The sequence below is a fragment of the Ruminococcus sp. SR1/5 genome (assembly GCF_000209835.1).
Lineage (GTDB): Bacteria > Bacillota > Clostridia > Lachnospirales > Lachnospiraceae > Blautia_A > Blautia_A fusiformis.
In genome coordinates this window covers 242104-266668 of record NC_021014.1, presented here as the reverse complement: position 1 = coordinate 266668, position 24565 = coordinate 242104, and the positions used below count along the sequence as shown (strand labels likewise).

Sequence of the window (24565 nt, the reverse complement as noted above, 5' to 3'; positions counted from 1 at the left end):
AATCTGGTTCTTATCTGCCTGATAGCTGGTCATTTCGTTTAAGATTCTGGAAAAATTCGTCATCATGACACGTTCTCCCTGTTCCAAAAGTGCATTTGCAATACAGCCTGCAAAGAAACTTTTCCCGGTTCCAACTGGTCCCATCAGAAGCAGTCCTACATTTTTTCTCTTCATATCTGTCCAGTTTTCTACATACTGCCTGGCGATTAGTATCTTCTGGTTGCTTCCATTGTCTTTTTCAAATTTCCATTCCCAGAATCTTCTTTCCTGAAGTCCGACGGATTTTCTCTGATAAAGCTGCCGCTGTGCTTCTTCCCGCTGCATCTTCTCGTCAAGTTCCTGCCTGGCTTTTACCTCGCATTCACACAAACAGGACACTACATGCTCAAATCCCATCAGACTAACTTTCATCTGTTTTCTTTTTCCACAGATACCACAATGAAGACATCCCTCTTCATCCAGATAATCTGCTGTTACTTTGTTTTCCATCACAGGCTTTCTCCTTCCTGAAATTCATATTTATCCATTCCTGCCCTGGCTCCATCTCGTTCTGCCCAAAGACAGATTGTTGCAAAATGGTTCTGATACTCTTTTCCACTGGATTTCATATAAACAGAAAGATGATCAATCCGTTTCTGGTAATCCCATGGAAATAGCGTCATCAGCTCCTGCAGTTCAGCTTCCGACAGAACAACATTTTTAAATCTACCATACTGACTGAATTTTTCTTCCAAAGTGGGAGTATTGCCCTTACTCTTATCAGTATGATTCTTTTCAGTCTTATTTATCTTAGTATTACTTCCATCCAGATTCTTGCCGTCCGGACTTCTATTTTTTTGCGTTCCGGACTTCCAATTTCTTGCAATCCGGATTTCCAATTCCTTGCAGTCTGGATTTCCAGTTTCTGGCGTTCCAGAAGCAAAGTATCTTACTGGCTTTCCTCTGATCCGTTTCACAAAATTTTTCACATATATGACAGAAGGACGATTATTCCCCTGCCGATACCGTTCGATCAATCCAATTCCATGCACACTGTCAAGCTCATAAAGAAGCTTTGTTACTGTTGTATGCGACATTCGCAACAGCTCCTGCAATTCTGCAATCGTGTAAATGATATAGACATAACCATCACTGTCAATCCAGCCATTTTTCTTGGATAGACTGATTCGATCAAGCAGAATTCCGTAAAGAAGCTTTGCGTCTGTGGACAGGCTTGCAAACTCTTTTTCTGTGAACAGAGCTTTTGGTATCCGAAAGAAAGAAAACTGGTCAGATTCTTCTGCTCTGAAATATTCAAAATCTGCCATAGCTTATTTCCTATTCTTCCTTATTATTAAAATCACACCCTGCTGCACTACCTGTTCCATGACACATCTCATTAAACACAAAGTTGAAGCACATCATTAACTCGCTCAGATAATAATTTCTTGCTTCTTTATTGCAGGCATACATATCCTCGATATAAACCTCCTCGTTTCCATTCATTCGTGCGATCGTTTCCAGAACTTTCATAAACTTCTTATTAGAGCAGCACTCATACTGTTCATTTACATATTTCTGAATTTCCAGTACACGTTCAGGCTTTCCATCAAAAACAGATAACACGCCAAATGCCAGATCCATACCAAACTCATAGCCATCGGCTTCTATGGCATCAATATCAAGATTACCTTCTTCATCGTAATAGCCCCGCTCTTCCATAGGAGTCAGTGGTGTCTCATATTCATCCAGATATCCCATATCCGCAATTGTTTCCAGAATATCTCTGGATGCTACCACCATCTTGTCCATGATAATTTCTCTTTCTTCCATCGGCATATTTGCCATAATTCTGTCTAATGTCATCATTGATTCTTCCTCCATCTCATTTTCATAAATATCATTGATATAAAAGTGGTTCGCCTTTCCATTGTTTTGAACAATACGCACCAGCTTTCCAATCTTAACAAGTTCCTGTACTGCCTGATCTACGCCATATCGAGTCGTATTCAGGTCTTTCTTCATTTCGCTTTTTGGATAGATAACAAACAGATCTCCGTTATGATCTACCCAGCCATTCTGCACCGCAAATTTCAAACGATCCAGAAATAAGCTGTATAAAATTTTTGCTGTATTTGACAGATTTTTGAATTTTTCCACCTGGAACAGCATCTTTGGCACCTGCAGACAATCTACCGGCATATACTCCACCTTACTCATTGATTATTTCCTCCTTCTGTTTGTACAGCACTTCGGCTGAATTAATATTGATTTCCAGCATCCCTACAAATACCTGATAGTACAGCAGGCATATCTGTTCATCCTCTCTTGCCAGATACAATCCTTCCAGTTCATCGGACGGATGTTTCATTCCATATACCGCCTGACAGATATCATGGATTTTCTCACATTCCACACTTCTAAGATGCATCTCCAAGGTGTGGTTAAATCTCTGCCAGTCCTCCAGTTTCTGATTTACTGACATCATGCACTGGAACAGTTCCGCTGCTTCACATGCTGCTGACAGCACTACATTTTTGTTATTGATACTTCCATCGGCATTTTTCATATGCCCTACCATATACGCCTGATCTACTGAAACCATCTTTTATCCTCCTCTATCTAAACGGCATTTCCTCTTCCATGCCCTCTGGGATCTCTAAGAACCCTTCCGCATCTTCTGGAAACGGTGGTCTGTCAACTATTTTTGCACCTGCAAATTCGATCCGATTTGCATACACTTCAGTTGTATAGATCTTTTTCCCGGTATCCTTATCTTCATAATTACCTGTGACAATCTCGCCTTCCACCATGACCTTCGTTCCCTGCATCAGATAATCTCTGGCAAATTCTGCTTTCTTTGCAAAAGCCTTTACCGGAATGAAACTGACTTCATCAGAATAATTTCTTCTGACTGCCAGAACAAACTTAGCAATCTTATGAAGTCCTTTTTCATTCTCCACTTCATTGTATCCGGGATTTCTTACCAATCGCCCGGAAATAACTGTTGTATTCATTGGCTTAACCCTCCTATGCTTTCATTGATTTGTAACAGATACCGATACATGGTCCACATTTTCCATAGGCACATCCGTAACATTCATCTTTTTCCAACTCTTCCTGCTTCATTTCATCGGCAAACATTCCTAACAGCATTGTGTAAATCTTTTTCATTGCCAGGAACTTCTCTTCTGCTTTTTCCATCTTCTCTTTGTAAAATGGAATCAGTCCACGAAGAACTGGATGGAAACGTTCATTTTCATCATCCCAGGCACAGGTTTTCATCATACAGCGTGGCTGTTTCTCATAATTGCCCAGATAATACGGGCAGAACGTACAGCTTCTTTCTTTAACAATTTCCACCGGAATCACTGGCATCTGACTTTTGATTTCTTTTGTTACATGCTTACTTTCAATTCGCTCTCTCATCTTAAAAATCCTCCAAGTATATATATTTGCAAAAGGGCTTTCCCCTGAATTGCCTGATTTTTGGTACAAAAAAGAGGCAAGCTTACGATTTTATTTTCGCAAGCCTGCCTCTTATCAAATATTCAATTGTTTTCCGATGATATATCGTAAAATAACGTATACCGCACGGATTACATACACTGGAATCATGGTACATCCAATCAAAGCTCCAATGATGACACTTAATGCAGCCATTCCAAGTGTTGCTGTGGTATCCATTCCTCTAGGGATTAGAATCAGCCGCATTTTATGTATTCCAAATGGTAATCCAGCAACAAATATCCACCAGAACCAATCCGTCTGTCCGCTGACTTTCATAATTGTTTTTGTCATCCAAAACCAGAATACCATAAATGCCAGTGGTAGAATTGATTTTTTAATTACGTCTTCAATCGTCACCTTTTTTCTCCCTCTGTCTGATTCCTTCCGCCACCTCCCGATTAAGGTTTGCCAATATTTCTCTAACCACAGGAGAATCCAATCGAAAGGTTTCCAGATCTTTCTCCTTAAGCTCCCTTCCGTTCGCATCATATCTTCGTACAATTTTTAAAGCCATACTTTCACTTCCTTCCTGCTGATAATCCTAATGTTTTCAACAAATGTTTAAACTTCTCTCTTTTTATCCGTTTAACACGTATCTTTTCTATCTTTTTCAGATAAACTTGTATTCTACTTGCCATATCTTCATTGCTCATTCTTTACCCTCTCTTTCTGCCCACGATGCCAGAAGCATAAATATAATTTCTTCCATCTGAGTCTTTGTATATGTCTCTGGAAAATATTGTTTCAATTTCTTCGCCGGAATCTGCACCTGAACTTTTTCAGTACTTTCATTCATGCAAATCTGATCAATCTCTGAATACGTCAACATCCGCTCTTTTGAAATCTGTTTCAATTCCTTTGCCTGCTTCATGGACGGGACCATACTGTGATTACTCATATACTGAAATAATATCTGCTGCTCTTCAGTTCTCAAATAAGAAAGTTCAACAGCTGTGTTAAAGGGAAGCTTCTTCTCGTCTGCCAAATCTAATAGCTCTGCTATTAACTCTGTCAAATGAATATATCGAAGAATCTGTCTGGAACTATCTCCTGTATTCTGACTGACTTCTTCTGCCGCCAACTTCTTGCCAACTTGGCAAGAAGTTAAATCAGAGCGTTTCCCCTGACGCTTTAACGCCTCATATTTCATTTTATAAGCAAATGCTTTTTCGCTGATCAGCAGCTCTTCTCGTTGAATGTTGGAATCTACCATAATTACCGTCGCTTCATCATCCGTAAGATCTTTGATGATAACCGGCATTTTCTCTAGTCCAGAAAGTTCACATGCTCGTTTTCGCCGATGACCAGCTACCAGCTCATAACCACCGGATTCTCTCAAACGCACAATACCAGGAACCAACACGCCATATTGTGTAATACTTTCTGCTAATTCTTCCATTTTCTTATCATCTCTTACTTGATACGGGTGATTCGTAAATGGATGAAGACTTCCTATTGCTATCTCACTAATTCCATTGGTTGTCTCTTCGTTTGTTCCAAACAATGCATCAAGCGGCTGTAAGGAAATGGGAGTTTCTCTTTTTTTAGATGGCATCTTTCAGCACCTCCTCCGTCACTCTCCGATAAGCTTCTGTAGCTTTGCCTTTCGGATCATAAGAGAAAATACTCTGTCCTTCTCTGACTGCTTCCTTCATTCTTACAGAAAATGGAATATAATTATCAAAGATATGAATTTGACTTCCATATACATTTCTGAGAAGTTCCATATTATTTCTGGCATCATTTGTATGCGCATCGACCATCGTGAACAGAATCCCACCGACTTGCAACTTCGGATTAATCTGCTTACGAACCTTACCGATCGTTTTTAACAACTGCTGCAAGCCTTTGATTGGCAGGTAGGACGCTTCAACTGGAATGAGTACTTCATCTGATGCAGCCAGCGCATTGATCGTGATCATTCCCAATGATGGCATACAATCAATGATAATTGCATCATATTGATCCTTGATACCATATAAAATCTGTTTCAATACATATTCCCTGCTCATTGCATTTACCAACTGTACTTCCGTACCTGCCAGTCCAATGTTAGAACAGATAATGTCTATTCCTTCTGCCTGATGCCTGATATAACAGTCTGAAGGAATATCTTCATCTTTCATTACTGTATCCATAAGAGCTGTAAGTGTTTCATTACTTTCATCACAATCACGATATCCAAATCCTGCAGATACATCAGACTGTGGATCGGCATCAACGATTAACACTTTCATATTCTTTTGTGCTAATCCTACTGCTAAATTAGCTGTACATGCGGACTTTCCAGTTCCCCCTTTTTGGTTTACAATAGAAATAATTCTAGCCATTTTTCATCACCTTTCATCGTCGTCAATCAAAAAGAGGACTGAATTAGACAACCGGAATCTATATTCCGTGCGAGCTAATTCAGTCCTATAATTACAATAATTCTGTTGTTTTTACTCTTGTCTTACACAAATCCATTTCCAGTCTGGATCTGTAATAATTCATATTCTGGAATGACAGCGCTGTCTTATTTTTCCCTTTTTCAGGGAGTTAAAAATAAGGACTAAATTAGTGCAACCCCTTGTATTTACTGGAGTTTTCTAACTTGTCCTTATTATAACTCGACCATGAGGTGTAATTTTAGGAAGCTGTACACGATAAATGCTGTTGTATTTGTCAACCGCATGCTGGAAGTATTTCTCCCAATGCATTGCCACCATAGGTTTACCGTCCTTATCAAAGCATAGGAAACCAGAATAACCATCAATCATAGGTTCTACCTTCGGTGGTCTGCGATTTTTCAATATACGCTGAAAACATTCGTATACATCATCCTGCATCGGAATCACTCTTGTACCGGCATAGGTCTTTGTTGTATCAATATAGACCAATGTTCCGGTCTTCTGCAGCTGGTGATCAATATTGATGGTTCTGCTCTCCATATCCAAATCCTTAACCGTCAGCCCTGTAAATTCCGAAATACGCATCCCTGTCTTAAACAGAATGTACATACCGTCATAATACTTGCTATAGTGCGTATCATTTTTGATGAAATCAAGGAAAGTTCTTTCCTGTTTTCTTGTAATGGCCTCACGAGTGACCGCATCATTTACCACCACAGTTGCCAGTTGAAATTCAAATGGGTTCTTTCTTAATATATCATCATCCACTGCCATCTGAAATGCCGGTCTAACCACCCCTCTGATGGAGTGAATCGCTGAATAGCTTTTCTTATCCACCTGCTGCAATCTAATCAACCACTCCTTTGCATCCGACAATCTAATTTTATCAATTCGTCTTGCGCCAAAGGGATCCTTATCCAGCAAATTGATTACAGTACCATAACCAGCTCTGGTTGTATGCTTAACGCCTGTCTTGGTTGCAATGTATTTCTTCACCAAGTCAAGAACTGTCAAGCCTGCGCCATCAGGAGTAATCATATCATTCAAGTCTCTGTTGATTGCTTTCTCCTGTTCTCGTAAAGGTGCATTATCTCTTTTTCCGGCTGGGATACTATCCGTAGCTACCAATCTCCAGCTGTAAACCGTCTTACGCTTTCCATTGCCATCTATATATCGGAACTTGTATCGTCCATCCGCTTCCTGGCTCTCTCCTGTGCGAAGAATGCGATTTTTACTATCGCGTCGTTTTTCGCTCATTGAACATCGTCTCCTTTCAAAATCGGGAGAGCCTTGCTGCTTAATTCATATAGCGCATAGTATGTATCCGACTATGTATTGATAGTGTACCACAGACAAAGCTCTTTTTCCACAAGAAATTTAAAAACTTTTTTGAACTAAATCACATTCATCTGACTGTCCATATACTTCTCAAACTGCTCACGCTTAATCAGCGCTCTGTTGCCATTCCAGAGAACAAAGTCAGCATCTGAATGTTCCTGAACAAAGAGTTTCAATTTCTTGTATCCGATACCGAAGTACTCCGATGCTTCATTCAGTGTTAATGTGTATTTCTGCCACCAAGGCAGTTCTCTCTTCTCGGTCATATCGACACCTCCATAAGATAGTAAGGTTCTTCCCTTCTATCTTCCTAAGCGCCTTTTGCCGAGATAATTCCGGTGAATGACGAAAAAGACAAAAAATAAGACCTGCAGGTATCTCTACCCACAGGTCATGCATCACTTATTTTTCTCTTAGAAATATTAGTTCTAACAATTCCAGAATCATTCTCATAGCACTACCTCCTTCCTGGGTAGAACCCTAAGATAATATGTGGTGTACTATGTTGCCCTCCTTCCACTTTAGTGGAATATTACAAAATACCAAATTACTTTCAGTCTGTCAGTCATTTTCTCAAAATAATTATAGAATTATTTTCGGTCCAATTCAATATAAAAAGCCTGCTAGCATCAGAATCTCTCCCAACACCCACAGACTCACCACCATAACCCTATTCACTTACACTCTCTGGCAATAGTCCAAACTAATCCATCCCGCTCCGCTTTTCAATCTTCCCCATCCTTTATCAGAGCCTTTTCCTTCTCTGACTTCCATGATGGTAAATACACCCTTCCCGGTATACTTTCCAGTCTTCGCAGTATTCGTTCCAGCACTCTTCCTGATATTCAGATCATCAATGTCAACCTTTACCATGAATGGGCAATCCACATTAGAAAACTCTATATCAGAATCACTTTCAACATCAACCCCATACACTGCCTTGCCATTCCAGTCATACACAGTATATCCTTCATGTTTATCAGCCATTGCCTTAGCATTATCAAGTACAGTATAAGCACCAAGCTGAGAGCCAGCATCCTTCCAAGACTTCCTTACCCTATAATACTTCACCATAACGTCCGAAGCACCAGAATTCTTCACATCCCACTTAGTCAGATTCCATCTTTCGATGATACTGCAGAGCTTTTCCACATAAGTAAGACTGGTAGCATAACCACCGTCCTTAATGATCTGCACTGCTTTCTTATAATCTGAGCATCCTTTCAGCCCGTCATATCGGAGCTTCTCTCCATTCTTAGCGCCGAGCAGATAAGCACTGTGATCCGCAATGGAATCCTCTACATTCGCATATTTTCTGAATTCCGCTGTAACTGTCACATAGCTTCCATCTGCCTTCTGCTCCTGTGTCTTCTTTTTATAAATGCTCACACCATCCCAGACCGAACCACTCCAGGTATTACCGGAAAGTGACTTCTTCATTCCAAAACAGTTATTGGCTCCCAACGCAAGCTCACTCTTTCCATAACCGCTCTCCAGAATAAACTGAGCCATAGACACCGAAGCAAGAATCCCTGATTTTTTCTGATCTGCGGTAAACAGGGGGCCAACCTTTGCAAGCACCTGTTCTTCTGTCAGCCCCTGAAATTCCCCGGCCTGCATCCCTGATGAAATCACTTCCACATTTCCGCTGCCAAGTCTTGAAGTAACCTTCGCAGCCAGATCTCCCAGTCTCGCATAAAGCCAGTCTCCAGGACAGCTCTTATTCGCAAACCACCGGTGCACGGTAATGAGCATTTCATCCGCCTTCGGCTGATAATTCAGAGACTTATTTTTATCACCAAACCAAAGCAGTTTTTTCTTTCCATTTCTTCTGCAGATATCCTCACACAGATCAACCAGACGGTCATAAACCACCTGATGCATAGCATACGGTTCCTCCTTGTCAGAAGCACATTCAATCGTCACTGCCCTCTGATCATTCGCATTACTGGACGTACACCAGGAGCGATTCTTCTCTTCCACATACAATCCGATCCGGCCATTCTTATCAATTCCATAATTCGAAGAAGCCTTGGTAGAAGATTTATGAAACCAGTCCCCCAGACCTTCTGCTGTACACTGACCTACTACACAGTGCGGCGATATTCTGTCAATCTGCTCCGTTCTCAGTCCGGAATGGTTCGGACTGAGCAACGTATACGCCACCAAAGAACTATTACTGTATCCCATAATCATTCACCTTCTTCCTCATCCTCTGATGCATCATCGGAGACTCCCTCACTTTTGTCATGCAGCTGTTCCAGCACATCCTTCATCTTCTGCGGGATCGGCAGCCCCAGATGCCCTGCATTCTCCAAAAGGCTCACACCCTCATTGGAAATATAGAAAAAGATCACCGCTGTCCTCAGCACAGATCCGTTCCCGATCACAGCCACATCCAGAATATTCGCCATTCCCACCAGCAGAAAAATCAGCACCTTCCTGCAGATCCCCCGGAATCCCACCTCACTGGAAAGCGTATGGTCTGCAAAAGCACACATCACCCCGGTCAGATAATCGATCACCACAAAAGCGATCAATGCATACAGAAGCCCGTCACAGCCTCCCATAAACCAGCCCAGCCATCCTCCTACAGCCATAAAAACCATCTGAATAAAGTTCCAAAATTCCTTCATGCCAGAATCCTCCTCCCATGAAAAAAGCAGTCCTCATTTCTGAGAACTGCCGTAAATAAGTTTTCTATCTTCATGCCCTGCGGCAGAAAGACCTACATTGTTTCCTCCGTCAGCGTATAGGTGATCTTCATGGTCTTGTCCGTATTCTTCACCACCGCTGATGAAAGATTATTAATACTTGCCAGATAAGGCGTCAGAAGGTACGCACACCTGTGCTCCTTTCCGTAACTGCCGCCCCACATAAACACAAAATTCTTATACTGGAACAAAGGCGTTGCCATAGCTTCAAACCTTGCGCTCCCCTGTGTCCTGATCACCCTGTCATCTGCCGTGATCTGGAAATCTCCTGCCACGATCATGTCCCCGAGAAGCGTCATGTACACCTCACAAGAACCAGCCTCGCCTAAAGATTTCAGCTTGGAAGTAAAGCCCAGCGGGATCAGCGTCACATCCGCTGAATTTGCAGTATTGATCTTATAGACCCCCTTTTTATCATAGGAAGGCACATACAGATACCCCTTCCTCACACAGCATTTTACATTCCGCTCCGGATAGGAACCGTCCTTTGCCCTTGTACCCACTTCCGAAAGCTTCGCCTTGGACAGTGTCCAGCTTCCTTCCGTAAAGGAATAATCCTTTTTGGAGATCCGGATCCACACCATCTTCGCATCCCCGGAAGCATTCGGCTCATTGGAAAATCCATACCAGTATCCGTCATGTCCGTCCATAAATTCCCCGTACTTCGTATAATCCCCCAGGAACGTAAAACTTTCCGTTGTCAATGTCTGTTCCTCCAGTACGGTATACGTGGTATCATCCAGCTTCTCATTCAGCCCGATGTTAAACACCGGGATCCGGATCTTCGTAATGGTCACACTGGAACTCCCAAAGGTGATGGAATACAGCAGGTTCTTTTCAAAATCCAGCTCCACTGCCTCAAACAGTGTCATCTGCCTCGCCTTCGGGACATCCCCGATATCCACCTTTTTCAGAAGCAGGAACGTGCTGGCATCCCCTGCCGCACTGCCAAAAGCATTCTGCCCGCCCAGGGCACTGGTCAGTGCCACCGCTGCAATATTTCCATTCCCCTGGCTGGGAGTAAATTCCCACACAAACTTATATCCATTGTCCAGCTTCTTGCTCTCCGTCTGGTTCAGGCTTCCTCTCGCTACATCAGAACCGGAATTTACATTATTGGAAGCATAAGCCACCGGCAGGTTCTTCCCCTGCTCGTAAATATGATCCGCCTTTTCTTCCAGCACTGCCGGAAACAGCAGGATCCCTCCGATCATGTTCGGGCAGATGGGAAGCAGCGTCCCGTTCCACAGAACAGAATTGTCATACTCGCCGCTGGCTTTCAGATAAATCCCCATGGGATTCAGCCCCAGAATATTATTCACTGCCTCCGTGATCATGTTCGTCTCCTGCACGGTTTCCACCGCACCCGTATTCGTATCGGTCAGTTCAATGACCATTTCACCTTTTAACTTCATCACACACCCTCCATTTCTACAGGCCTGCAGAAACCGCTGATTCCCGCTCTCTCAGCAAAATACACCTCAAAGCCTCTGTTCACCGTCTCCTTCATCTGCATGGACAGCGAATCCCGGAAGCCATTCACATTCAGGCCTCCGCCAATGGCAAATCTCGTGGTATAATCTTCCACCTCAAGCTTTCCGTCCCAGGCTTCCCCTGCAGCCATAGCCTGTCCGCTGACAGAAGCAATGCAGTCTCCCACATCAACCGTCCCGCTGCCATTCTCCATCCAGAGATACACATTGAACGTATTCGTATAATTGGCTACGATCTTCTCAATGGGATAATACAGTGACAAAATATGTTTCCCGGAATGCCAGGTCTCCACCGGACAATGCTCCACAATCTCCTCATTATTAAATTCAAAGACCACATGACAGAACGCCTGTCCGTCTTCCTGCCACTTCACCGGCAGGCTCACATCCACAGAAACCTCCGAACCACCCCCTGATCCGGATCCGGAATCTGATCCACCAGAGACATCATCCGTACTCCCTGTATTCTCATTCCCGGAAGTATTTCCAGCTTCATTCCCTGCCACATCATTTTCAGAATTTCCTGCATCCGATGTCTCCCCGGTTCCATCAGAACCACCCGTACCACTTCCAGTTCCGCCGCTTCCGCCCGGAAACGGAATCACCACAGTCCCGGCAGCCTCCGCAGATCTCTCCGCCGGATCCGCAGCCACATCCACAACAACCTGTGCAAAAAACTGCATATGGTTTTCCTCAGAAGAAGCAAACTGAATACTGATCAGCTTTACCTTAGTCTGCCCTATCTCATGCGCGGAAGCATTGGTAAACGTGTGGATCCCGATCTTCCCCGTCTTCGCATTGTCTTCAATCTGGTTCAGCAGCCCCGAAATATTCTTGTCATTCCTTGACTTCGCCTGAGCCAGCCTTGGGTTCTTCCCCACACATTTCAGGCTCTGCTTTCCCCCGATCTTCTGCCGGATGGAAGTGATACAGGTGATCTGTCCCTCATCCGCCTGTCCTCCCGCAAACGTCAGTACATCCCCCGGATCCAGTGCAGGGTTCCCGATGGTATCCGAATCAAACGGCACATACCGGATCACAGACAGATCTGCCAGGATATTCCTGCACAGCATCTCCCTGGTCTCCTTTAACCCAAACTGCAGAAGCGGATTCACTCCCAGATTCATTGTCAGCCCGTTATCCGGATCCAGAGCATAATACTCTGCAATCTGCGTCTGCTTATTGGTAGAACTCACTGCCGTGTACCTAGTGATAAAATCCGAAAAACTGGAAGAAAACCGGTGTCTCTGCTCCACCTTCATCACAGGATCCTTCCCGTACTTTCTCAGTTCCAGTTTTCCCTCCCTGTTGATAATAAAGAAACCTCCCAGAACCTGTGCCACATAAAACAGCACGTCCCGGCAGGTCTCAATATCATTTTCAGTATAAACAGAAAGCGTCACCCCGCCATTCGGCATGGCATCAATCTCCGCCCTCTTATTCGCAAACTCCACTTTGCATCTCTTACAGCACAGGGCAATAAAATCATAAGCAGTCCCCACAGTCTCAAACCCGTTGAAACTCTTATCAAACCGCAGCATAAAATCATAGGCTTTCAGTTCCAGGCACTTCGCCAGACGGTTCGCCTCGCTGACCTCAAAAACTCCCATCGGCACATCTTCCACAGAACCATCCGCCAGCACCAGATGAAACACCAATGTCACCTGGGCATCCTCCAGCGTATACCTGTCAATGTCACTCAGAAGCGTGATCCCCATCTCCGCAGCATACACCGTTCCCAGCTCAATCTCCGTACTTCCGCAGCACTGCCTGGAAATATACCCGGAACCCTTCACAATCTCCTTCGCCCCGAACTCATACGTCATTCCGCCCCTGGTAACGATCGTACCCGTCCAGAAATATTTCCTTGTATTACTCCTGACTGCCCTCAGAAAAGCATCCGACACAGGATACATCCCGCCACCTCCATTTCCCACGAAAAAAGCACCAGCCAACCAGGTGACCGATGCCTTCGTAAATATAATCATCCTATCTGTTATAAGTCCAGTGTTTCAAATACCACTCATGCAGTTCTTCTGTTGTCTTACAGCAGTCTGCGATTTCTTCCCCATGTGATATCCACTGGCAGGTTTCCCGCCGGAATGTATCAATATCCAATGCATAAAACTTATATGTTCCGCCCCGCATATGCATCACTTCATCATCACACTGGAACTCAAAATAATCATCCCCGTCCAGAACAGCCTTTCCCGTCAGGTTCCACACCCCTGACCACGGAGGACCATCATCCCCCGGAACACAGAAGGACAGCCTTCCGTCTTCCAGAATAACAGGAGCCACTGCAATATTTTTCATCCGCGGCATATATGGCTGTTCAAACCAGTAAGCTTTCTTCTCATCCATTCTTCTTCATCTCCATGATAGCCACCTGCCCTGCAAACTTGAATTGAGATTTCATATATTCAAAGGGATTTAATAACTGTTATATTTTATTATCAAATATCTCTCAAGCCCTTGAAAACACTAAGTTTGTCGCAGGTGAGCTTTCCCTTATTGTTTCCCTTGTATTATATTGTCCCATGAGTGTTTACGAACTCTGATAAGGGAAAAAACAAGGGAAAGAAAATCTTATAAAACAGTATAACACAAAATAAAAGTGACATGGTGAACTGATTGAAATGCTTCTGATTTTTGCAACAAATGATTGATTGAACGATAAGGAGATTTGATACGATGAGAACGATATTTGCAGAATACAATCCACAACGCAACAGCATTGATGTTTATACTTCTGCTGGCTATATGCTCCGCATTGACTGCTGGGAAGCGGAGAAGAATTTAACAACTACTCCCGGATCTGACTGTGCATTAAACGCACTTGCCATTGATGAACCACTTGAGTATGCAAGATTGTATCTTGATGGAACGATGCAAATGTGGATAGATGCGGAAGATTCCTTTTAGGTATACGCAAGAAACGGCGGCTCTGATTTCTCAAAACCGCCGTTAGGATAATAACTTAAAATAGGCGCGCAAAATCACCTGCCCCAGCCAGCGTTTTTTCTTTCCCCATAGTCGGGGCAGGTTCATGCGCTATGCAATTATTCTTCTTTAGCTTCTATCAAGCCGATATTTTTTTCTCTGCGTTCCACATAGCAGCATATTTTCCGCCTTTCGCAAGCAATTCCTCGTGGGTTCCAGATTCAGCAATCCTGCCATCACCCATTACAAGAATTTGATCAGCGTTTTTGACAATGGAAAGGGTATGAGCAATCATTACCACTGTCTTTTTCTCTTTTAATAGATTAGCGATGGCCTGCTTTACGGCAAGCTCATTTTCAATGTCAAGAGATGCTGTTGCTTCATCCAAGAGCAGGATGGGGCTATTTTTCAGTATAGCGCGGGCTATTGAAATTCGCTGACGCTCACCGCCAGAGAGAAGATTTCCGTTCTCACCAGTCGGCGTATCATATCCCTTTTCCATCTTACGGATGAAGCTGTCACAGTTAGCCTCCCGGCAAGCATCCTCGATTTCCGTGTCCGTAGCATTAGGGCGGGCGTGTCGGATATTATCCCGGATGGTATCGTCAAAAAGAAATACGTCCTGGTCTACCATAGAAACTTGTTCCAGTACACGCTCTGCGGCAACATGGTTAATGGGTTTACCTCCAATAGAAATCGTCCCGCCCGTTGCTTCATAATATTTTGCAATCAGATTCAAAATAGTAGATTTGCCAGAGCCAGAGTCTCCGACAATGGCCGTGAGCTTTTGATCTGGCACCGTAAAGGTGGCGTGTTTTAGTACAGGTTCACCGGGAACATACTCAAAATCTACATTGTCAAATGTGATTTCATGGGTAGCTGTGTGAAGCGGCTCCATGCTGCCAGTTTCCTCCGGCTCATTCATTACACTCAAGATTTTGTTTTTCGAGATCATCAGGTTCTTATAACTGGTGAGGTCTACAAAAATCGAGTTAGCCAGCTTTGCACAGAACAGGGGCAGCATACAAATCAAAAGGTAGTCCACCGTGTTCAGTGTCCCTGCGACCCAGGGTGCATAGGCCAGCAAGATAACCAGCGGGCAGGACAGCCAACTCAAAATACCAAAGACCGCACCAATAGGAAGCACTTTTGATTCGTACACAAAGCTGATCCGACAGAACTCCCGCATAGCGTTGATAACGGTTTTATTCTTCAAACCACCTACGCCATAGGCCCGGAAAGTTTGAATACCAGACACATACTCCACAATGCTGCTGACATTCTCTGCACAAATATCATTCTTTTCTTTACCATACTTCCGAACCATACGGAAGGAAAGCCACAGTCCAGGGATCAAAAGCAAGTCGGCAATCAGCAGGATAATTCCGGCAGGCACATAAATGGTCATCACAAAAATAATCAGCATGAGCGAAAGTGCAAAACTCTTTGCCATATCACCGATCTTATGGGTCAGGATTTTTTCATAGTTGTTTACATCGCTTGTGATGGTATTGATATAATCGCCGGTCTGTCCCTGGGTAAACCGGGAAAGCGGGATACGCTTCAAATGGTCGCCCATAAAGAGGCGGGTATTCTTGCTGACCTCTGCACCGCCGATCTGCGCTTTGGTATAGCCATAGCTGTAAATCAGGATACGAAGAAGAAAAACCACCGCGATCACACAGGTCAGAACCAGGACACGGTTCATGTCAAATTGTCCCGACCACAAAAACTGCATGACAGAGTAAAGCAGCATAAACAGGCTGCCGGAGAGAAGCCCTTCCAGAACAGTCCCGCCAACGCCAATATAAAAATTACGGTTCTTTTTCAATACATCATGCTCACTCATGCTGCTCGCCTCCCTCCAACTGATAAGTAATATTCCGGGCTGTTTCGTAGTCCTCCCACGCCTTCCGATAGTAAGCATTGTTCTTTCGGACTTCCTCATGGGTTCCGACACAGGTAATTGTGTGATTTTCAACCACTGCTACACGCTCGCACATCTTCAACGCGCTCAAACGATGGGCTACCACAATGACAGTCTTTCCCTTACAGAGATTTTGAATGGCTTTGTCAATCTCCATCTGATTTTCCGGGTCAGAGGCGCTTGTGGCCTCGTCTAAGATCAAAATGGGGGCATTCTTCAGGATAGCGCGGGCAATGGCAATCCGCTGTTTTTCACCGCCGGAGAAGCGAGAGCCAAAGCTGCCCACCTTCGTGTCATATCCATCCGGCAAAGACATGATGAAATCATCAATCTGCGCCTCTTTTGCGGCGGTCCGTACTTTTTCCAGAGTGGCGTTACTGCCCATGCGGATATTTTCTAAAACGCTGTCACGGGTCAGGAAGGTCTTTTGGAACACAATGGCGACATTTTTTAGGATAGTATCATAATTGAGTTCCTTTACATTTTTCCCGCCAATCAGCACTTCGCCCTCCTGCACATCATAGAACCGGGAGATCAGCTCAATCACGGTACTTTTACCGGCACCAGACTGTCCCACAAGGGCCATGCGTTCACCATCTTTAATTTTGAGATTAACGCCTTGCAGTACATCGGTCTTGCCATCATAGGAAAACCGAACATTCCGAAGTTCAATATCGTGATTTTGGGGAAAGTCCGCTCCACCCTCATAAATTGGAATATCCAGTATCTCTTTGGTCTTAGTAACAGCGTTCAGCACATTGGCAAAATTAGTCCCCAGTTCCTGTAGGGGGCGTATTTCCGTCAGATACATGGAACCTACATAGACGAACAGCAAAAATGCGCTGGCAGCCAGTGAGCCTTTCAGGAAAAACATTCCGCCGATTGGAACCATTATCAACATCCCACATTCGATGATAACAACAAAGGCCGCATAAGGTGGCCCCATGCGCCGGGAAGTTTCATTCCACATGGCATTTTCTTCCTGGATAGCGTCTGAAAACTTTTGAAACGATTTGCTCCCCATGTTATAGGCTTTAATCAATTTCATGCCGCTGATGTACTCAATCATAACCGAGTTCAGTGTGGTAATGGAGTGATTGGCCCGTTCCATCAGGTCATCCGTATTGCGGAACATCATCCCCATTACAACAACAGCAAGGATCAGCGGAACCAGGGAAATCAATGCCAGAGGAATATTGACGGTCATCAGATAAATAAAGATGACTACCGGCCCCACCAGATAGCACACAAGGTCAGGAAGGTTATGGGCCAGAAACAGCTCCAACTTTTCAATATCTTCATTCAGAACCGTTTTTATGTCCCCGGTGCGCCGTTCATTCAAGGCCCCTAAAGGCGCTCTGGCCATGTGTTCTGCAACCATGCAGCGCACTTTGAAAAGAGCGCCATAGGCCCCTTTGTGGGCTGCTACGCCGGAACAGCCAAACAGGGCAAACCGCAAAGTTACCGCCACTGCAATCATTACCACGGTATGTACAACAAGTTCCTGCGTGCAGGTATGATTGAAGGTGGCGTCCATCAGCCGGTAAATTCCAATGTAAGGGACGATAATGCAAAGACCGCTGACCGCCGATAGAAAAATTGCCAGGAACAGCCAGATTTTTTGCTCACCGGCCCAGTGGAGCAGCAAAGCTACTCTGTTTTCTTTTTTCTGTTTCATAGATCACCTCTCCTTTCCATCTGAAACAGAGAACAGCTCTCTCAATTTCGGGAGGGCATCCATTGTAACTGGTACATCATCGGGCATTTCGCCCTCGTCAAAATGCAGGACACGGGAGCAGGTACGGCAGACAAATTCAAAATCGTGGGTGACAATGAAAATAACCTTTCCCATATTGGACAACCGGCGGATCAGTCCCGCCACCTGCGTCATACTGTCAAAATCAAGGCCGCTGGTCGGTTCATCGAATACCAGCAGATCTTTCCCACAAATCATGCTAACAGCTACAGCTACTCGTTGCTTTTGACCGCCAGAAAGCGTGTTTGGATGGCGCTCCCGATATTGGGTAAGGCCTAATTCCTCCAAAGTTGCATTTACCAGTGTTTGATCTGGATTGCGTATACCAAAGGAGCACTCTGCCTCCACGCTGTCAGCGAAAAGTTCATAATTCACATCCTGCATAACCATGTAAGAGCGTTTCAGCCTTTCCTTACGCTCAATCGGCTCGCTTTCCCACAAAAATTGTCCATCGCAGTCTTTGTGAAGCCCACAGAGAGCGCGGGAAAATGTAGTCTTTCCAGCTCCGTTGTGGCCGACAACACCAATCACTTCGCCCTTTCCGGCGGATAGCTCAATGTCATGCAAAATTGTTTGCTTCTTGTAACGGAGCGTCACATTCCGCAGCTCCAATACAGGGGTAGGCGCAGGCAAGTGGGCTTTTTGCGGGAATACCGCCTGTAGATCAACAGCTCGCAGCCCCATGTGTTCACGATCAGGTTCAGATAGCTGCCAAAATTCTTCCGGGGTGTATATTCCTTTGATTTCTCCTTTTTCCAGATAAACAATTCGGTCAGCCAACTCCATCAGGTAGTACAGACGATGTTCCGCTATCAAAACTGTTTTTCCCTGTTTTTTATCAGCCGCAAATGTTCCTTTAGTTCCTGGATCGAAGTCATATCCAGATTAGAGGATGGTTCATCCAATAGATAAATCTGTGGGTTCATGGCATAAACAGAAGCAAAGGCGATTTTCTGCTTTTCTCCGCCGGACAACTCAAAAATATTTCTGTTTCGCAGCTTTTGAATATGCAAATCTTCAGTTGTCTGCTCTACTCGCTCAGCCAATTTCTCAGGAGGGCGAGCTTCATTTTCAATTCCAAAGGCAATCTCACTGTCTGTATCAACATTGAAAAACTGCGTCCGTGGATTTTGGAAAACGGAGCCAACCTTAGCGGCAATCTGATACATGGGGATATTGCTGATTTCCTGACCATCTACCAGCACACGGCCATGAAGCTCCCCCTGATAAAACTGAGGGATCAGTCCATTCACCAGCCTTGTAATCGTTGTTTTTCCGCACCCGCTGCGGCCACAGAACAGGACGAATTCTCCGTCCGAAATTTTCAAATTGATGTCGCGCAGCCCACCATGTTCCTGCCCCGTATAGGAAAACGATACATTTTCAAACTCAATCAACCGATCACACCTCCTCGCACACATAATTCAAAAATCAGATAAGCTACGGCAACGGCCATGACGCCCCAATCGGAAATTCCGCATTTTATCTGGACAAGACAGGTGCGTGGATTGGGATTTTCAATTCCACGAGTGACAGAAGCAACAGAAAGATCATCCGCCGCTTTTGAAGCTGCCATCAATAAAGGCACATAAATACACTCAACCGTCATGCCCGGATGTGTTAAAAAGCCCGCCAGAGATGGTGAAACATCTCTCATTCGCATAGCGTCTGTGATATAGCGCCAGTCCTCTTGAATAGTTGGAATGTACCGCAGCATAACTGCCATAGGAATTACTAACTTTTTGGGTGCGCGGACACGGTTCATAGCAGACAGGAACTCATTGACTTTTGTAGTAGTCAGAACAATCCCAGCCAAGGTTCCGCACGCATAGACCTTATGAAACAAGCCTAAAAAGGCAATAAACATTGTCCGCAGCGTGCCTGTCATTTCTGCCATGATCCAAACTGTCAGGGCACAGATGACCGCATAAAAGCATACAGCCTTAATGACATATTTCCACTTTCCAAAGAAAGCCCCCAATATCGCAATCAGCATAACAAGGATAAATTGATATGCAAGTGAGGGCGCAAACATGGACGATAAAACACACATAAGAATAAGAAAGAGCTTGGCCCGTGGGTCGAGCCAAAGCTCTTTCTTATGGCGTTTACCGCTCATGCTGTAATACCTGCTTTTTCAAACTGCTTTTTCAGCATTTTGCAGCCTACAAAAGCGCTGATTGCAGATGTAATGATAACAGCAGCAAACATGGCAATCAGGATGCCGGTATTTGCAGTTGCCTGCATGGTGTCGATGTAACTCTGTTCAGTTCCGTTCCCCAGCATGGTCTGCGCCCAGCCGTTTGGGTCAACAAAGAACACGATATATGAACCAGTGCCACCGAGAGAGAACAGGATATAAGACAGGCTGTTGAGTTTTTTGCTTTTGTACTGCCCTGCACCAGCAACAAAGTCCGCGACAATCGCCATGATCATGTAGCCCAATGCAAAAGCCCAGTGCATACCAGTCACGAACCAAATAATACCCATGATAACGCCCATTATAGAAAGGCTCCAACGCTTATGTACTTTTGCAATCAGCAAAAGATAAATGGGGCCAGCAAGCAGCCCACCTCCTGCTGGCATGAAAAAAGTAAGTACAGGATTCGTTGCAAAAAAGACACCGCCCACCAATACAAAAACAAATAACAGTGCAGTAAAAATACCTGTTGTTACAAGGTCTTTCACTGTCAGACCTTTGTTCATAGAATTTACTTGATTACTCATTTTGACCTCCTACCTTTCATTGTCTTGACTCGACAAGTGGTTTGTGATATTCTTCGGTTAGATACCTCTAATCTTCGTCTAATACAATACGCATTTATCGAACAACATTCAATAGGTTCCGGCAATGTTCGTCTGTTCCTTTCAAAAGTTCGTCTAATCGTTGCAAAAAGGAGGCGGTCTGTTTTCATGTCTGAAATTATTGACCAGTTTTATACACCGCTACTAATTGAACACGGTTTTATCCGTGACCCAGACAACCAGCAATATGGGGCATTAGGTGACTGCTGGAAACTTTCTCCCGAAGTTGGAGAAGGCACCTACTGGGCTTATGGACAGAAAGACTTATATGATATTAAAATCCATAACTTTTCCTTCCACGAAGATTTCATGTTGGAATGCTCCATGCCGGAATGTTTGAGTATCACTCGGTATGACTCTATTTCCGGGGAGGAATTATCTCCATACCGTAGACTGTCTGCCGGTTGTATCAAAACATTTATTGGAGGCTACACTCCATACAAGGCTTTGATACATAAAAATATTCCAATCCGTTCGGTTGGGATTGAGATTGCACCGGCATATTATGAGGACTACCTGAAAAAACTGTACCCGGAGGCACAGATCAATCCTGTGGATGCATTTCGGAAGATCGACCAAACATCCGACTTTCCAGAAATGTCACGGTTACTCACAGAAATCAAAGACTATCGCGGGGAAGGGATTGCAGCAAGACTTTTTTATGAGGGTAAAGTTGCAGAAGCTGTTTCAATGGTGGTGGAATATCAGAAGAAACATCCTGATAAACCAGCCCATAAGCTCTCTCAACAGGATATTGAAAATCTCCAAATAGTTGCCGCTTATCTTAGCGATCACTATGCTTTTGATATTCCTCTGGAACGGCTAACACAGATTGCCTGCATGGGAACAACAAAGCTCAAAAGCTGTTTTAAGAAATACTACGACTGCACCATCACGGAATATGTTCAACAGCGGCGCATGAGCCAAGCAGAATATCTGCTGGCATATACAGAGCTGACAGTCGGGCAAGTTGCCCAAACAGTAGGCTATTCCACTTCAAGCCGATTTGCAGAATTATTCCGAAAAAGCACGGGATTGTTGCCATTAGAGTACAGAAAAAACGCACAGCGAAAGTAAAATGAGCGCCAGAGGGAACTCTGGCGCTTGTAAAATTTTTCACCCACATTCTAGTCGGGCTTAGCCATGTGTTGTGGAATATATACGGAATGCATCGTCAATATTCCACTGCTGCTTGCGGTTGTTACCAAGATAGTGAGAGCTCATCTGAACACAAAGTTTCCATTGCCCTTTTTCGTACCTAAACGAAGTAAGATTTCATGTGCATGCTCATCACTGAATTTTTAGAATAATCTGTCCTAGCACGAAAGTAAATATGAATAGTTTCTAATAGTTTTTTAATAATATCCTCTGGCTTCTTGCCATCCTTTTACATACCACCTAATTCCAACATATACCAGTTGCACCAATAATAAGAGAAATAGCATATTGATCGGCAAGACTGTCTTTATCCAATCTCCAAAGTAGATTGCTATTTCCAGGCTTATAAGTGTTACCAGTATGGTAATCATATCCCAACAGTATTTCTTATATAGCCCTGCAATCTTTATTTCGATGAATGCCAAAAGTATTCCCACACCCACCAGACATCCACCGGAAATCAGTATTCTTATCATCCAGTATATAATTCCGACAACGACAGGATTGGATATTCCATTGCTAACCTGTGCCACATTCTTCCCTGCCAGTATAGTCAATCCTGCAATGTTCTGTATAAAAGTGGCGATTGTATCAAAGAATACCACGCAATCAGAAATAAATATTTTTGACCGTATCATCTGAAAAAGAGTAGTTGATACGGAATACCATATCAGCAGAAACATCAATGCTTCATATATAGCTGTTTTTGCTTTATATCTGCCTGCCAGTTTTTCTCTCTGTGTATCATACCTTTCCTTAGCTTTCAGATAAGCTGTCTGTTTACAATTCCCGCACTTTTGATAGAGCACCGGCTTTTCAACCGGTATCTCTACTTTTTCTGATGGGAGAGTGCATAATCCCGTTCCTGTTCTGCCTGTCTCTGCTTATCTCGACATTCCTCTATCATGGCTTGGGCGGTGTGCGTTTTCTTTTTCTCGCTCTGCAATAATTCTTTTGTTTTCCTCAAGTCGTTCTTTAAGGCTTGAATGTTCCCTGCTCTGTTCTCGCTGTTTAACCTCTCGTTCAAGGTCAGCGATTCGTCGAGCTGCACTTTCAGTTTCCTGATAGTCCGGTCTTTCTGGTCGAGTTCTTCCTGCATCTGCTCCGTCAGCATTAGCAGTTCTTCCAGTTGATCGTCGTTCTTTGAGTTTCTTAATTCGTTCATCAATCAACCTTCCTTTCTCTAATTGCTGTTCAAGTTCAGTAATTCGCTGTTCTGTTTCTGCAATAGCCGGTTCTCGCTGTTCAATTTCTGTGCCAATTCCTGCCATTGCTGATTTTCGTCTGTGAGTTTCTGTATCTGGTCTGTCTTTTCTTCCAGAAGCATCAACAGTTCTTCTGTATCCGGTAAGATTTGTAGCAGCTCTGACAATTCTTTCTCTAATTGCTGCAATCGTTCTTCCTGCTCCTGAAAGCACATCAGCTTCTCGTCCTTTTCCTGTATCTCCTGAAGCATCTCTGCCATGATATTCTGCTGTTCCTCTATCTGTGTAATCATTGCTTCCATCATGGGAATTACTTCTTTGCTTTCTTCTAATGTCATTCAACCACTCCTTCCATATTGACAATGCACCGGATACCTTACCAAAGGTTGTGATTACCTTTTGCAGTAGTGCATTTTGTTTTTTAATCATCTGGTTTTCCTCTACCTTCCATGAACCATTCCATATCTGTCCGGTGAGATATTTTTCCTCAATCTTTCTTGCATCCGCACCCTCATGAATCGTAGGGATTTTTAATTTGCCCTGTCTTTCATAAGAGCGGTGGTCAATCTGATTGTCTATGGATAAATGCCGGTTACACATCCCAGCCCATTCGCTTCGCCATAACTCACAATTCTTTGGATTATTCCAGCCGGTAGCATCGGTCAGAACCCGTTTCCATTGTTTTCGGTTTCTTGCCCCGACTTTCTGTACTCCGTTTTCATCAAGTACCGGAATGCGGATTCCATGCCGATCAGGATTTTTCTTATCCTGCCACCAGTCCGGGTGGGATTCATCAACCACGATATTTCCGTCAGTATCTCTGACAAAATCCCAGTCCTTGACTTCCTTGTTGCCCCATGAGTGGCCTGGATTGAATGGTCGCATGGTTACAAGTAAATGCACATGTGGATTTCCATCGTTCTTATCGTGTATGCTCCAGTCGACACACATTCCCTTATCCACGAAAGTCTTTTGAATATATTCGGTTGTATAATCAATCTGTTCCTGTCTGCTCCATTCTTTCGGCAGGGAAAATTCAAATGAGCGTCCAAGCTGTGCATCTGCATTTTTTTCTATCTTTAAGACCTCATTCCATAGACGCTGTTTCTGAAATGTGATTTTAAACTTTTCCAGTGCGGCATCTTTATCATCCGCTCTTTTATAACGGATAGACTGTTGAAACCTTTTTATATTTTCTTCCGGTACATGCAGCCATTCAGGAGGTGCATTTTCGCACATCATCAGACTGGTGTAGACGACTTCCTTTTTGGAAGTATAGTAACTGATTCTGCCTGTTTCCTCATTCTTCATCACATCTCCATTAAGATATGCCGATGCGGATATGAC

At 44.0% G+C, this 24565-nt stretch carries 26 protein-coding genes and 1 pseudogene; 2 read left to right on the top strand and 25 right to left on the bottom strand.

The window, feature by feature from the left end:
* The 18 genes from CK1_RS01395 to CK1_RS01310 form a co-directional block, all read right to left on the bottom strand.
* Nucleotides 1-489: ATP-binding protein (locus CK1_RS01395; RefSeq protein ID WP_306288674.1), on the bottom strand; the 489-nt coding region annotated here is incomplete at its 3' end.
* The gene (locus CK1_RS01390; protein ID WP_015524551.1) at nt 489-1307 is read right to left on the bottom strand and encodes a replication initiator protein A; all 819 of its coding nucleotides are present in this window, start codon (nt 1305-1307) and stop codon (nt 489-491) included. The genes CK1_RS01395 and CK1_RS01390, both read right to left, overlap by 1 nt.
* Nucleotides 1308-1317: 10 nt before the next feature.
* Nucleotides 1318-2199 (bottom strand): replication initiator protein A, encoded by an 882-nt coding sequence (locus CK1_RS01385; protein ID WP_015524550.1) that lies wholly within the window; start codon nt 2197-2199, stop codon nt 1318-1320.
* Nucleotides 2192-2584, bottom strand: a complete 393-nt coding sequence (locus tag CK1_RS01380; protein ID WP_012744317.1) for a hypothetical protein — start codon at nt 2582-2584, stop codon at nt 2192-2194. The genes CK1_RS01385 and CK1_RS01380 overlap by 8 nt, the downstream gene beginning before the upstream one ends.
* Nucleotides 2585-2597: 13 nt before the next feature.
* Nucleotides 2598-2996: a single-stranded DNA-binding protein gene (locus CK1_RS01375; protein WP_015524549.1), complete on the bottom strand. Its 399-nt coding sequence runs from the start codon at nt 2994-2996 to the stop codon at nt 2598-2600.
* A gap of 13 nt (nt 2997-3009) precedes the next feature.
* Nucleotides 3010-3408, bottom strand: a complete 399-nt coding sequence (locus tag CK1_RS01370) for a hypothetical protein (protein ID WP_015524548.1) — start codon at nt 3406-3408, stop codon at nt 3010-3012.
* Nucleotides 3409-3522: 114 nt separating this feature from the next.
* Nucleotides 3523-3846: a DUF6050 family protein gene (locus CK1_RS01365; protein WP_306288673.1), complete on the bottom strand. Its 324-nt coding sequence runs from the start codon at nt 3844-3846 to the stop codon at nt 3523-3525.
* A complete protein-coding gene (locus tag CK1_RS01360; RefSeq protein ID WP_015524547.1) occupies nt 3836-4003 on the bottom strand; it encodes a hypothetical protein in 168 nt (55 codons plus the stop codon). Before CK1_RS01360 ends, CK1_RS01365 begins: the two co-directional genes overlap by 11 nt.
* Nucleotides 4004-4007: 4 nt before the next feature.
* Nucleotides 4008-4142 (bottom strand): hypothetical protein, encoded by a 135-nt coding sequence (locus tag CK1_RS01355; protein ID WP_015524546.1) that lies wholly within the window; start codon nt 4140-4142, stop codon nt 4008-4010.
* The gene (locus CK1_RS01350; RefSeq protein ID WP_015524545.1) at nt 4139-5044 is read right to left on the bottom strand and encodes a ParB/RepB/Spo0J family partition protein; all 906 of its coding nucleotides are present in this window, start codon (nt 5042-5044) and stop codon (nt 4139-4141) included. Before CK1_RS01350 ends, CK1_RS01355 begins: the two co-directional genes overlap by 4 nt.
* A complete protein-coding gene (locus tag CK1_RS01345) occupies nt 5034-5819 on the bottom strand; it encodes a ParA family protein (RefSeq protein WP_015529870.1) in 786 nt (261 codons plus the stop codon). Before CK1_RS01345 ends, CK1_RS01350 begins: the two co-directional genes overlap by 11 nt.
* Before the next feature lie 258 nt (nt 5820-6077).
* Complete coding sequence (locus CK1_RS01340) at nt 6078-7136, bottom strand: site-specific integrase (RefSeq protein ID WP_015524544.1); 1059 nt, start codon at nt 7134-7136, stop codon at nt 6078-6080.
* Nucleotides 7137-7273: 137 nt separating this feature from the next.
* Nucleotides 7274-7483 (bottom strand): excisionase, encoded by a 210-nt coding sequence (locus tag CK1_RS01335; protein ID WP_009266091.1) that lies wholly within the window; start codon nt 7481-7483, stop codon nt 7274-7276.
* Nucleotides 7484-7895: 412 nt separating this feature from the next.
* Nucleotides 7896-9407 (bottom strand): glucosaminidase domain-containing protein, encoded by a 1512-nt coding sequence (locus tag CK1_RS18730; protein ID WP_055054006.1) that lies wholly within the window; start codon nt 9405-9407, stop codon nt 7896-7898.
* Nucleotides 9408-9409: 2 nt separating this feature from the next.
* Nucleotides 9410-9853, bottom strand: a complete 444-nt coding sequence (locus CK1_RS01325; protein WP_015524542.1) for a phage holin family protein — start codon at nt 9851-9853, stop codon at nt 9410-9412.
* Nucleotides 9854-9945: 92 nt separating this feature from the next.
* Entirely contained in the window at nt 9946-11346 is a 1401-nt protein-coding gene (locus CK1_RS01320; protein WP_015524541.1) for a hypothetical protein, read from the bottom strand.
* Entirely contained in the window at nt 11346-13340 is a 1995-nt protein-coding gene (locus tag CK1_RS01315) for a hypothetical protein (protein ID WP_015524540.1), read from the bottom strand. The genes CK1_RS01320 and CK1_RS01315 overlap by 1 nt, the downstream gene beginning before the upstream one ends.
* Nucleotides 13341-13413: 73 nt before the next feature.
* On the bottom strand, nt 13414-13788 hold the full coding sequence (locus tag CK1_RS01310) for a hypothetical protein (RefSeq protein WP_015524539.1): 375 nt from the start codon (nt 13786-13788) through the stop codon (nt 13414-13416).
* Nucleotides 13789-14118: 330 nt separating this feature from the next.
* Between CK1_RS01310 and CK1_RS01305 the strand changes: the two genes are divergently transcribed.
* The gene (locus CK1_RS01305; RefSeq protein WP_009203541.1) at nt 14119-14349 is read left to right on the top strand and encodes a DUF6061 family protein; all 231 of its coding nucleotides are present in this window, start codon (nt 14119-14121) and stop codon (nt 14347-14349) included.
* Between the two features lie 157 nt (nt 14350-14506).
* On the opposite strand, the gene CK1_RS01300 is transcribed toward CK1_RS01305, so the two are convergent.
* The 5 genes and pseudogenes from CK1_RS01300 to CK1_RS01280 form a co-directional block, all read right to left on the bottom strand.
* Nucleotides 14507-16216, bottom strand: a complete 1710-nt coding sequence (locus CK1_RS01300) for an ABC transporter ATP-binding protein (RefSeq protein WP_015524538.1) — start codon at nt 16214-16216, stop codon at nt 14507-14509.
* On the bottom strand, nt 16209-17972 hold the full coding sequence (locus tag CK1_RS01295) for an ABC transporter ATP-binding protein (RefSeq protein WP_015524537.1): 1764 nt from the start codon (nt 17970-17972) through the stop codon (nt 16209-16211). The genes CK1_RS01300 and CK1_RS01295 overlap by 8 nt, the downstream gene beginning before the upstream one ends.
* 3 nt (nt 17973-17975) lie before the next feature.
* Nucleotides 17976-19447, bottom strand: a pseudogene (locus CK1_RS01290) (ABC transporter ATP-binding protein).
* On the bottom strand, nt 19444-20169 hold the full coding sequence (locus CK1_RS01285) for an energy-coupling factor transporter transmembrane component T (protein ID WP_015524536.1): 726 nt from the start codon (nt 20167-20169) through the stop codon (nt 19444-19446). Before CK1_RS01285 ends, CK1_RS01290 begins: the two are co-directional and overlap by 4 nt.
* The gene (locus CK1_RS01280) at nt 20166-20777 is read right to left on the bottom strand and encodes an MptD family putative ECF transporter S component (RefSeq protein ID WP_009203546.1); all 612 of its coding nucleotides are present in this window, start codon (nt 20775-20777) and stop codon (nt 20166-20168) included. Before CK1_RS01280 ends, CK1_RS01285 begins: the two co-directional genes overlap by 4 nt.
* Before the next feature lie 186 nt (nt 20778-20963).
* Between CK1_RS01280 and CK1_RS01275 the strand changes: the two genes are divergently transcribed.
* A complete protein-coding gene (locus CK1_RS01275; protein ID WP_015524535.1) occupies nt 20964-21932 on the top strand; it encodes an AraC family transcriptional regulator in 969 nt (322 codons plus the stop codon).
* A 278-nt stretch (nt 21933-22210) separates the two neighbouring features.
* Here the strand turns inward: CK1_RS01275 and CK1_RS01270 are convergent, their stop codons facing one another.
* Nucleotides 22211-22822, bottom strand: coding sequence for a DUF6040 family protein (locus CK1_RS01270; RefSeq protein WP_502685082.1), 612 nt, complete (start codon nt 22820-22822; stop codon nt 22211-22213).
* 75 nt (nt 22823-22897) lie between these two features.
* Nucleotides 22898-24565: MobA/MobL family protein (locus tag CK1_RS01265; RefSeq protein ID WP_306288672.1), on the bottom strand; the 1668-nt coding region annotated here is incomplete at its 5' end.

What these genes read in the sequence shown, in the direction of transcription:
- CK1_RS01335 (WP_009266091.1), bottom strand. Translation starts at nt 7,483, where the DNA reads ATGACCGAGAAGAGAGAACTGCCTTGGTGGCAGAAATACACATTAACA.
- CK1_RS01280 (WP_009203546.1), bottom strand. Translation starts at nt 20,777, where the DNA reads ATGAGTAATCAAGTAAATTCTATGAACAAAGGTCTGACAGTGAAAGAC.
- CK1_RS18730 (WP_055054006.1), bottom strand. Translation starts at nt 9,407, where the DNA reads ATGGGATACAGTAATAGTTCTTTGGTGGCGTATACGTTGCTCAGTCCG.
- CK1_RS01355 (WP_015524546.1), bottom strand. Translation starts at nt 4,142, where the DNA reads ATGAGCAATGAAGATATGGCAAGTAGAATACAAGTTTATCTGAAAAAG.
- CK1_RS01300 (WP_015524538.1), bottom strand. Translation starts at nt 16,216, where the DNA reads ATGAGTGAGCATGATGTATTGAAAAAGAACCGTAATTTTTATATTGGC.
- CK1_RS01375 (WP_015524549.1), bottom strand. Translation starts at nt 2,996, where the DNA reads ATGAATACAACAGTTATTTCCGGGCGATTGGTAAGAAATCCCGGATAC.
- CK1_RS01275 (WP_015524535.1), top strand. Translation starts at nt 20,964, where the DNA reads ATGTCTGAAATTATTGACCAGTTTTATACACCGCTACTAATTGAACAC.
- CK1_RS01325 (WP_015524542.1), bottom strand. Translation starts at nt 9,853, where the DNA reads ATGAAGGAATTTTGGAACTTTATTCAGATGGTTTTTATGGCTGTAGGA.
- CK1_RS01385 (WP_015524550.1), bottom strand. Translation starts at nt 2,199, where the DNA reads ATGAGTAAGGTGGAGTATATGCCGGTAGATTGTCTGCAGGTGCCAAAG.
- CK1_RS01390 (WP_015524551.1), bottom strand. Translation starts at nt 1,307, where the DNA reads ATGGCAGATTTTGAATATTTCAGAGCAGAAGAATCTGACCAGTTTTCT.
- CK1_RS01310 (WP_015524539.1), bottom strand. Translation starts at nt 13,788, where the DNA reads ATGGATGAGAAGAAAGCTTACTGGTTTGAACAGCCATATATGCCGCGG.
- CK1_RS01295 (WP_015524537.1), bottom strand. Translation starts at nt 17,972, where the DNA reads ATGAAACAGAAAAAAGAAAACAGAGTAGCTTTGCTGCTCCACTGGGCC.
- CK1_RS01340 (WP_015524544.1), bottom strand. Translation starts at nt 7,136, where the DNA reads ATGAGCGAAAAACGACGCGATAGTAAAAATCGCATTCTTCGCACAGGA.
- CK1_RS01370 (WP_015524548.1), bottom strand. Translation starts at nt 3,408, where the DNA reads ATGAGAGAGCGAATTGAAAGTAAGCATGTAACAAAAGAAATCAAAAGT.
- CK1_RS01315 (WP_015524540.1), bottom strand. Translation starts at nt 13,340, where the DNA reads ATGTATCCTGTGTCGGATGCTTTTCTGAGGGCAGTCAGGAGTAATACA.
- CK1_RS01320 (WP_015524541.1), bottom strand. Translation starts at nt 11,346, where the DNA reads ATGAAGTTAAAAGGTGAAATGGTCATTGAACTGACCGATACGAATACG.
- CK1_RS01285 (WP_015524536.1), bottom strand. Translation starts at nt 20,169, where the DNA reads ATGAGCGGTAAACGCCATAAGAAAGAGCTTTGGCTCGACCCACGGGCC.
- CK1_RS01350 (WP_015524545.1), bottom strand. Translation starts at nt 5,044, where the DNA reads ATGCCATCTAAAAAAAGAGAAACTCCCATTTCCTTACAGCCGCTTGAT.
- CK1_RS01305 (WP_009203541.1), top strand. Translation starts at nt 14,119, where the DNA reads ATGAGAACGATATTTGCAGAATACAATCCACAACGCAACAGCATTGAT.
- CK1_RS01360 (WP_015524547.1), bottom strand. Translation starts at nt 4,003, where the DNA reads ATGGCTTTAAAAATTGTACGAAGATATGATGCGAACGGAAGGGAGCTT.
- CK1_RS01345 (WP_015529870.1), bottom strand. Translation starts at nt 5,819, where the DNA reads ATGGCTAGAATTATTTCTATTGTAAACCAAAAAGGGGGAACTGGAAAG.
- CK1_RS01380 (WP_012744317.1), bottom strand. Translation starts at nt 2,584, where the DNA reads ATGGTTTCAGTAGATCAGGCGTATATGGTAGGGCATATGAAAAATGCC.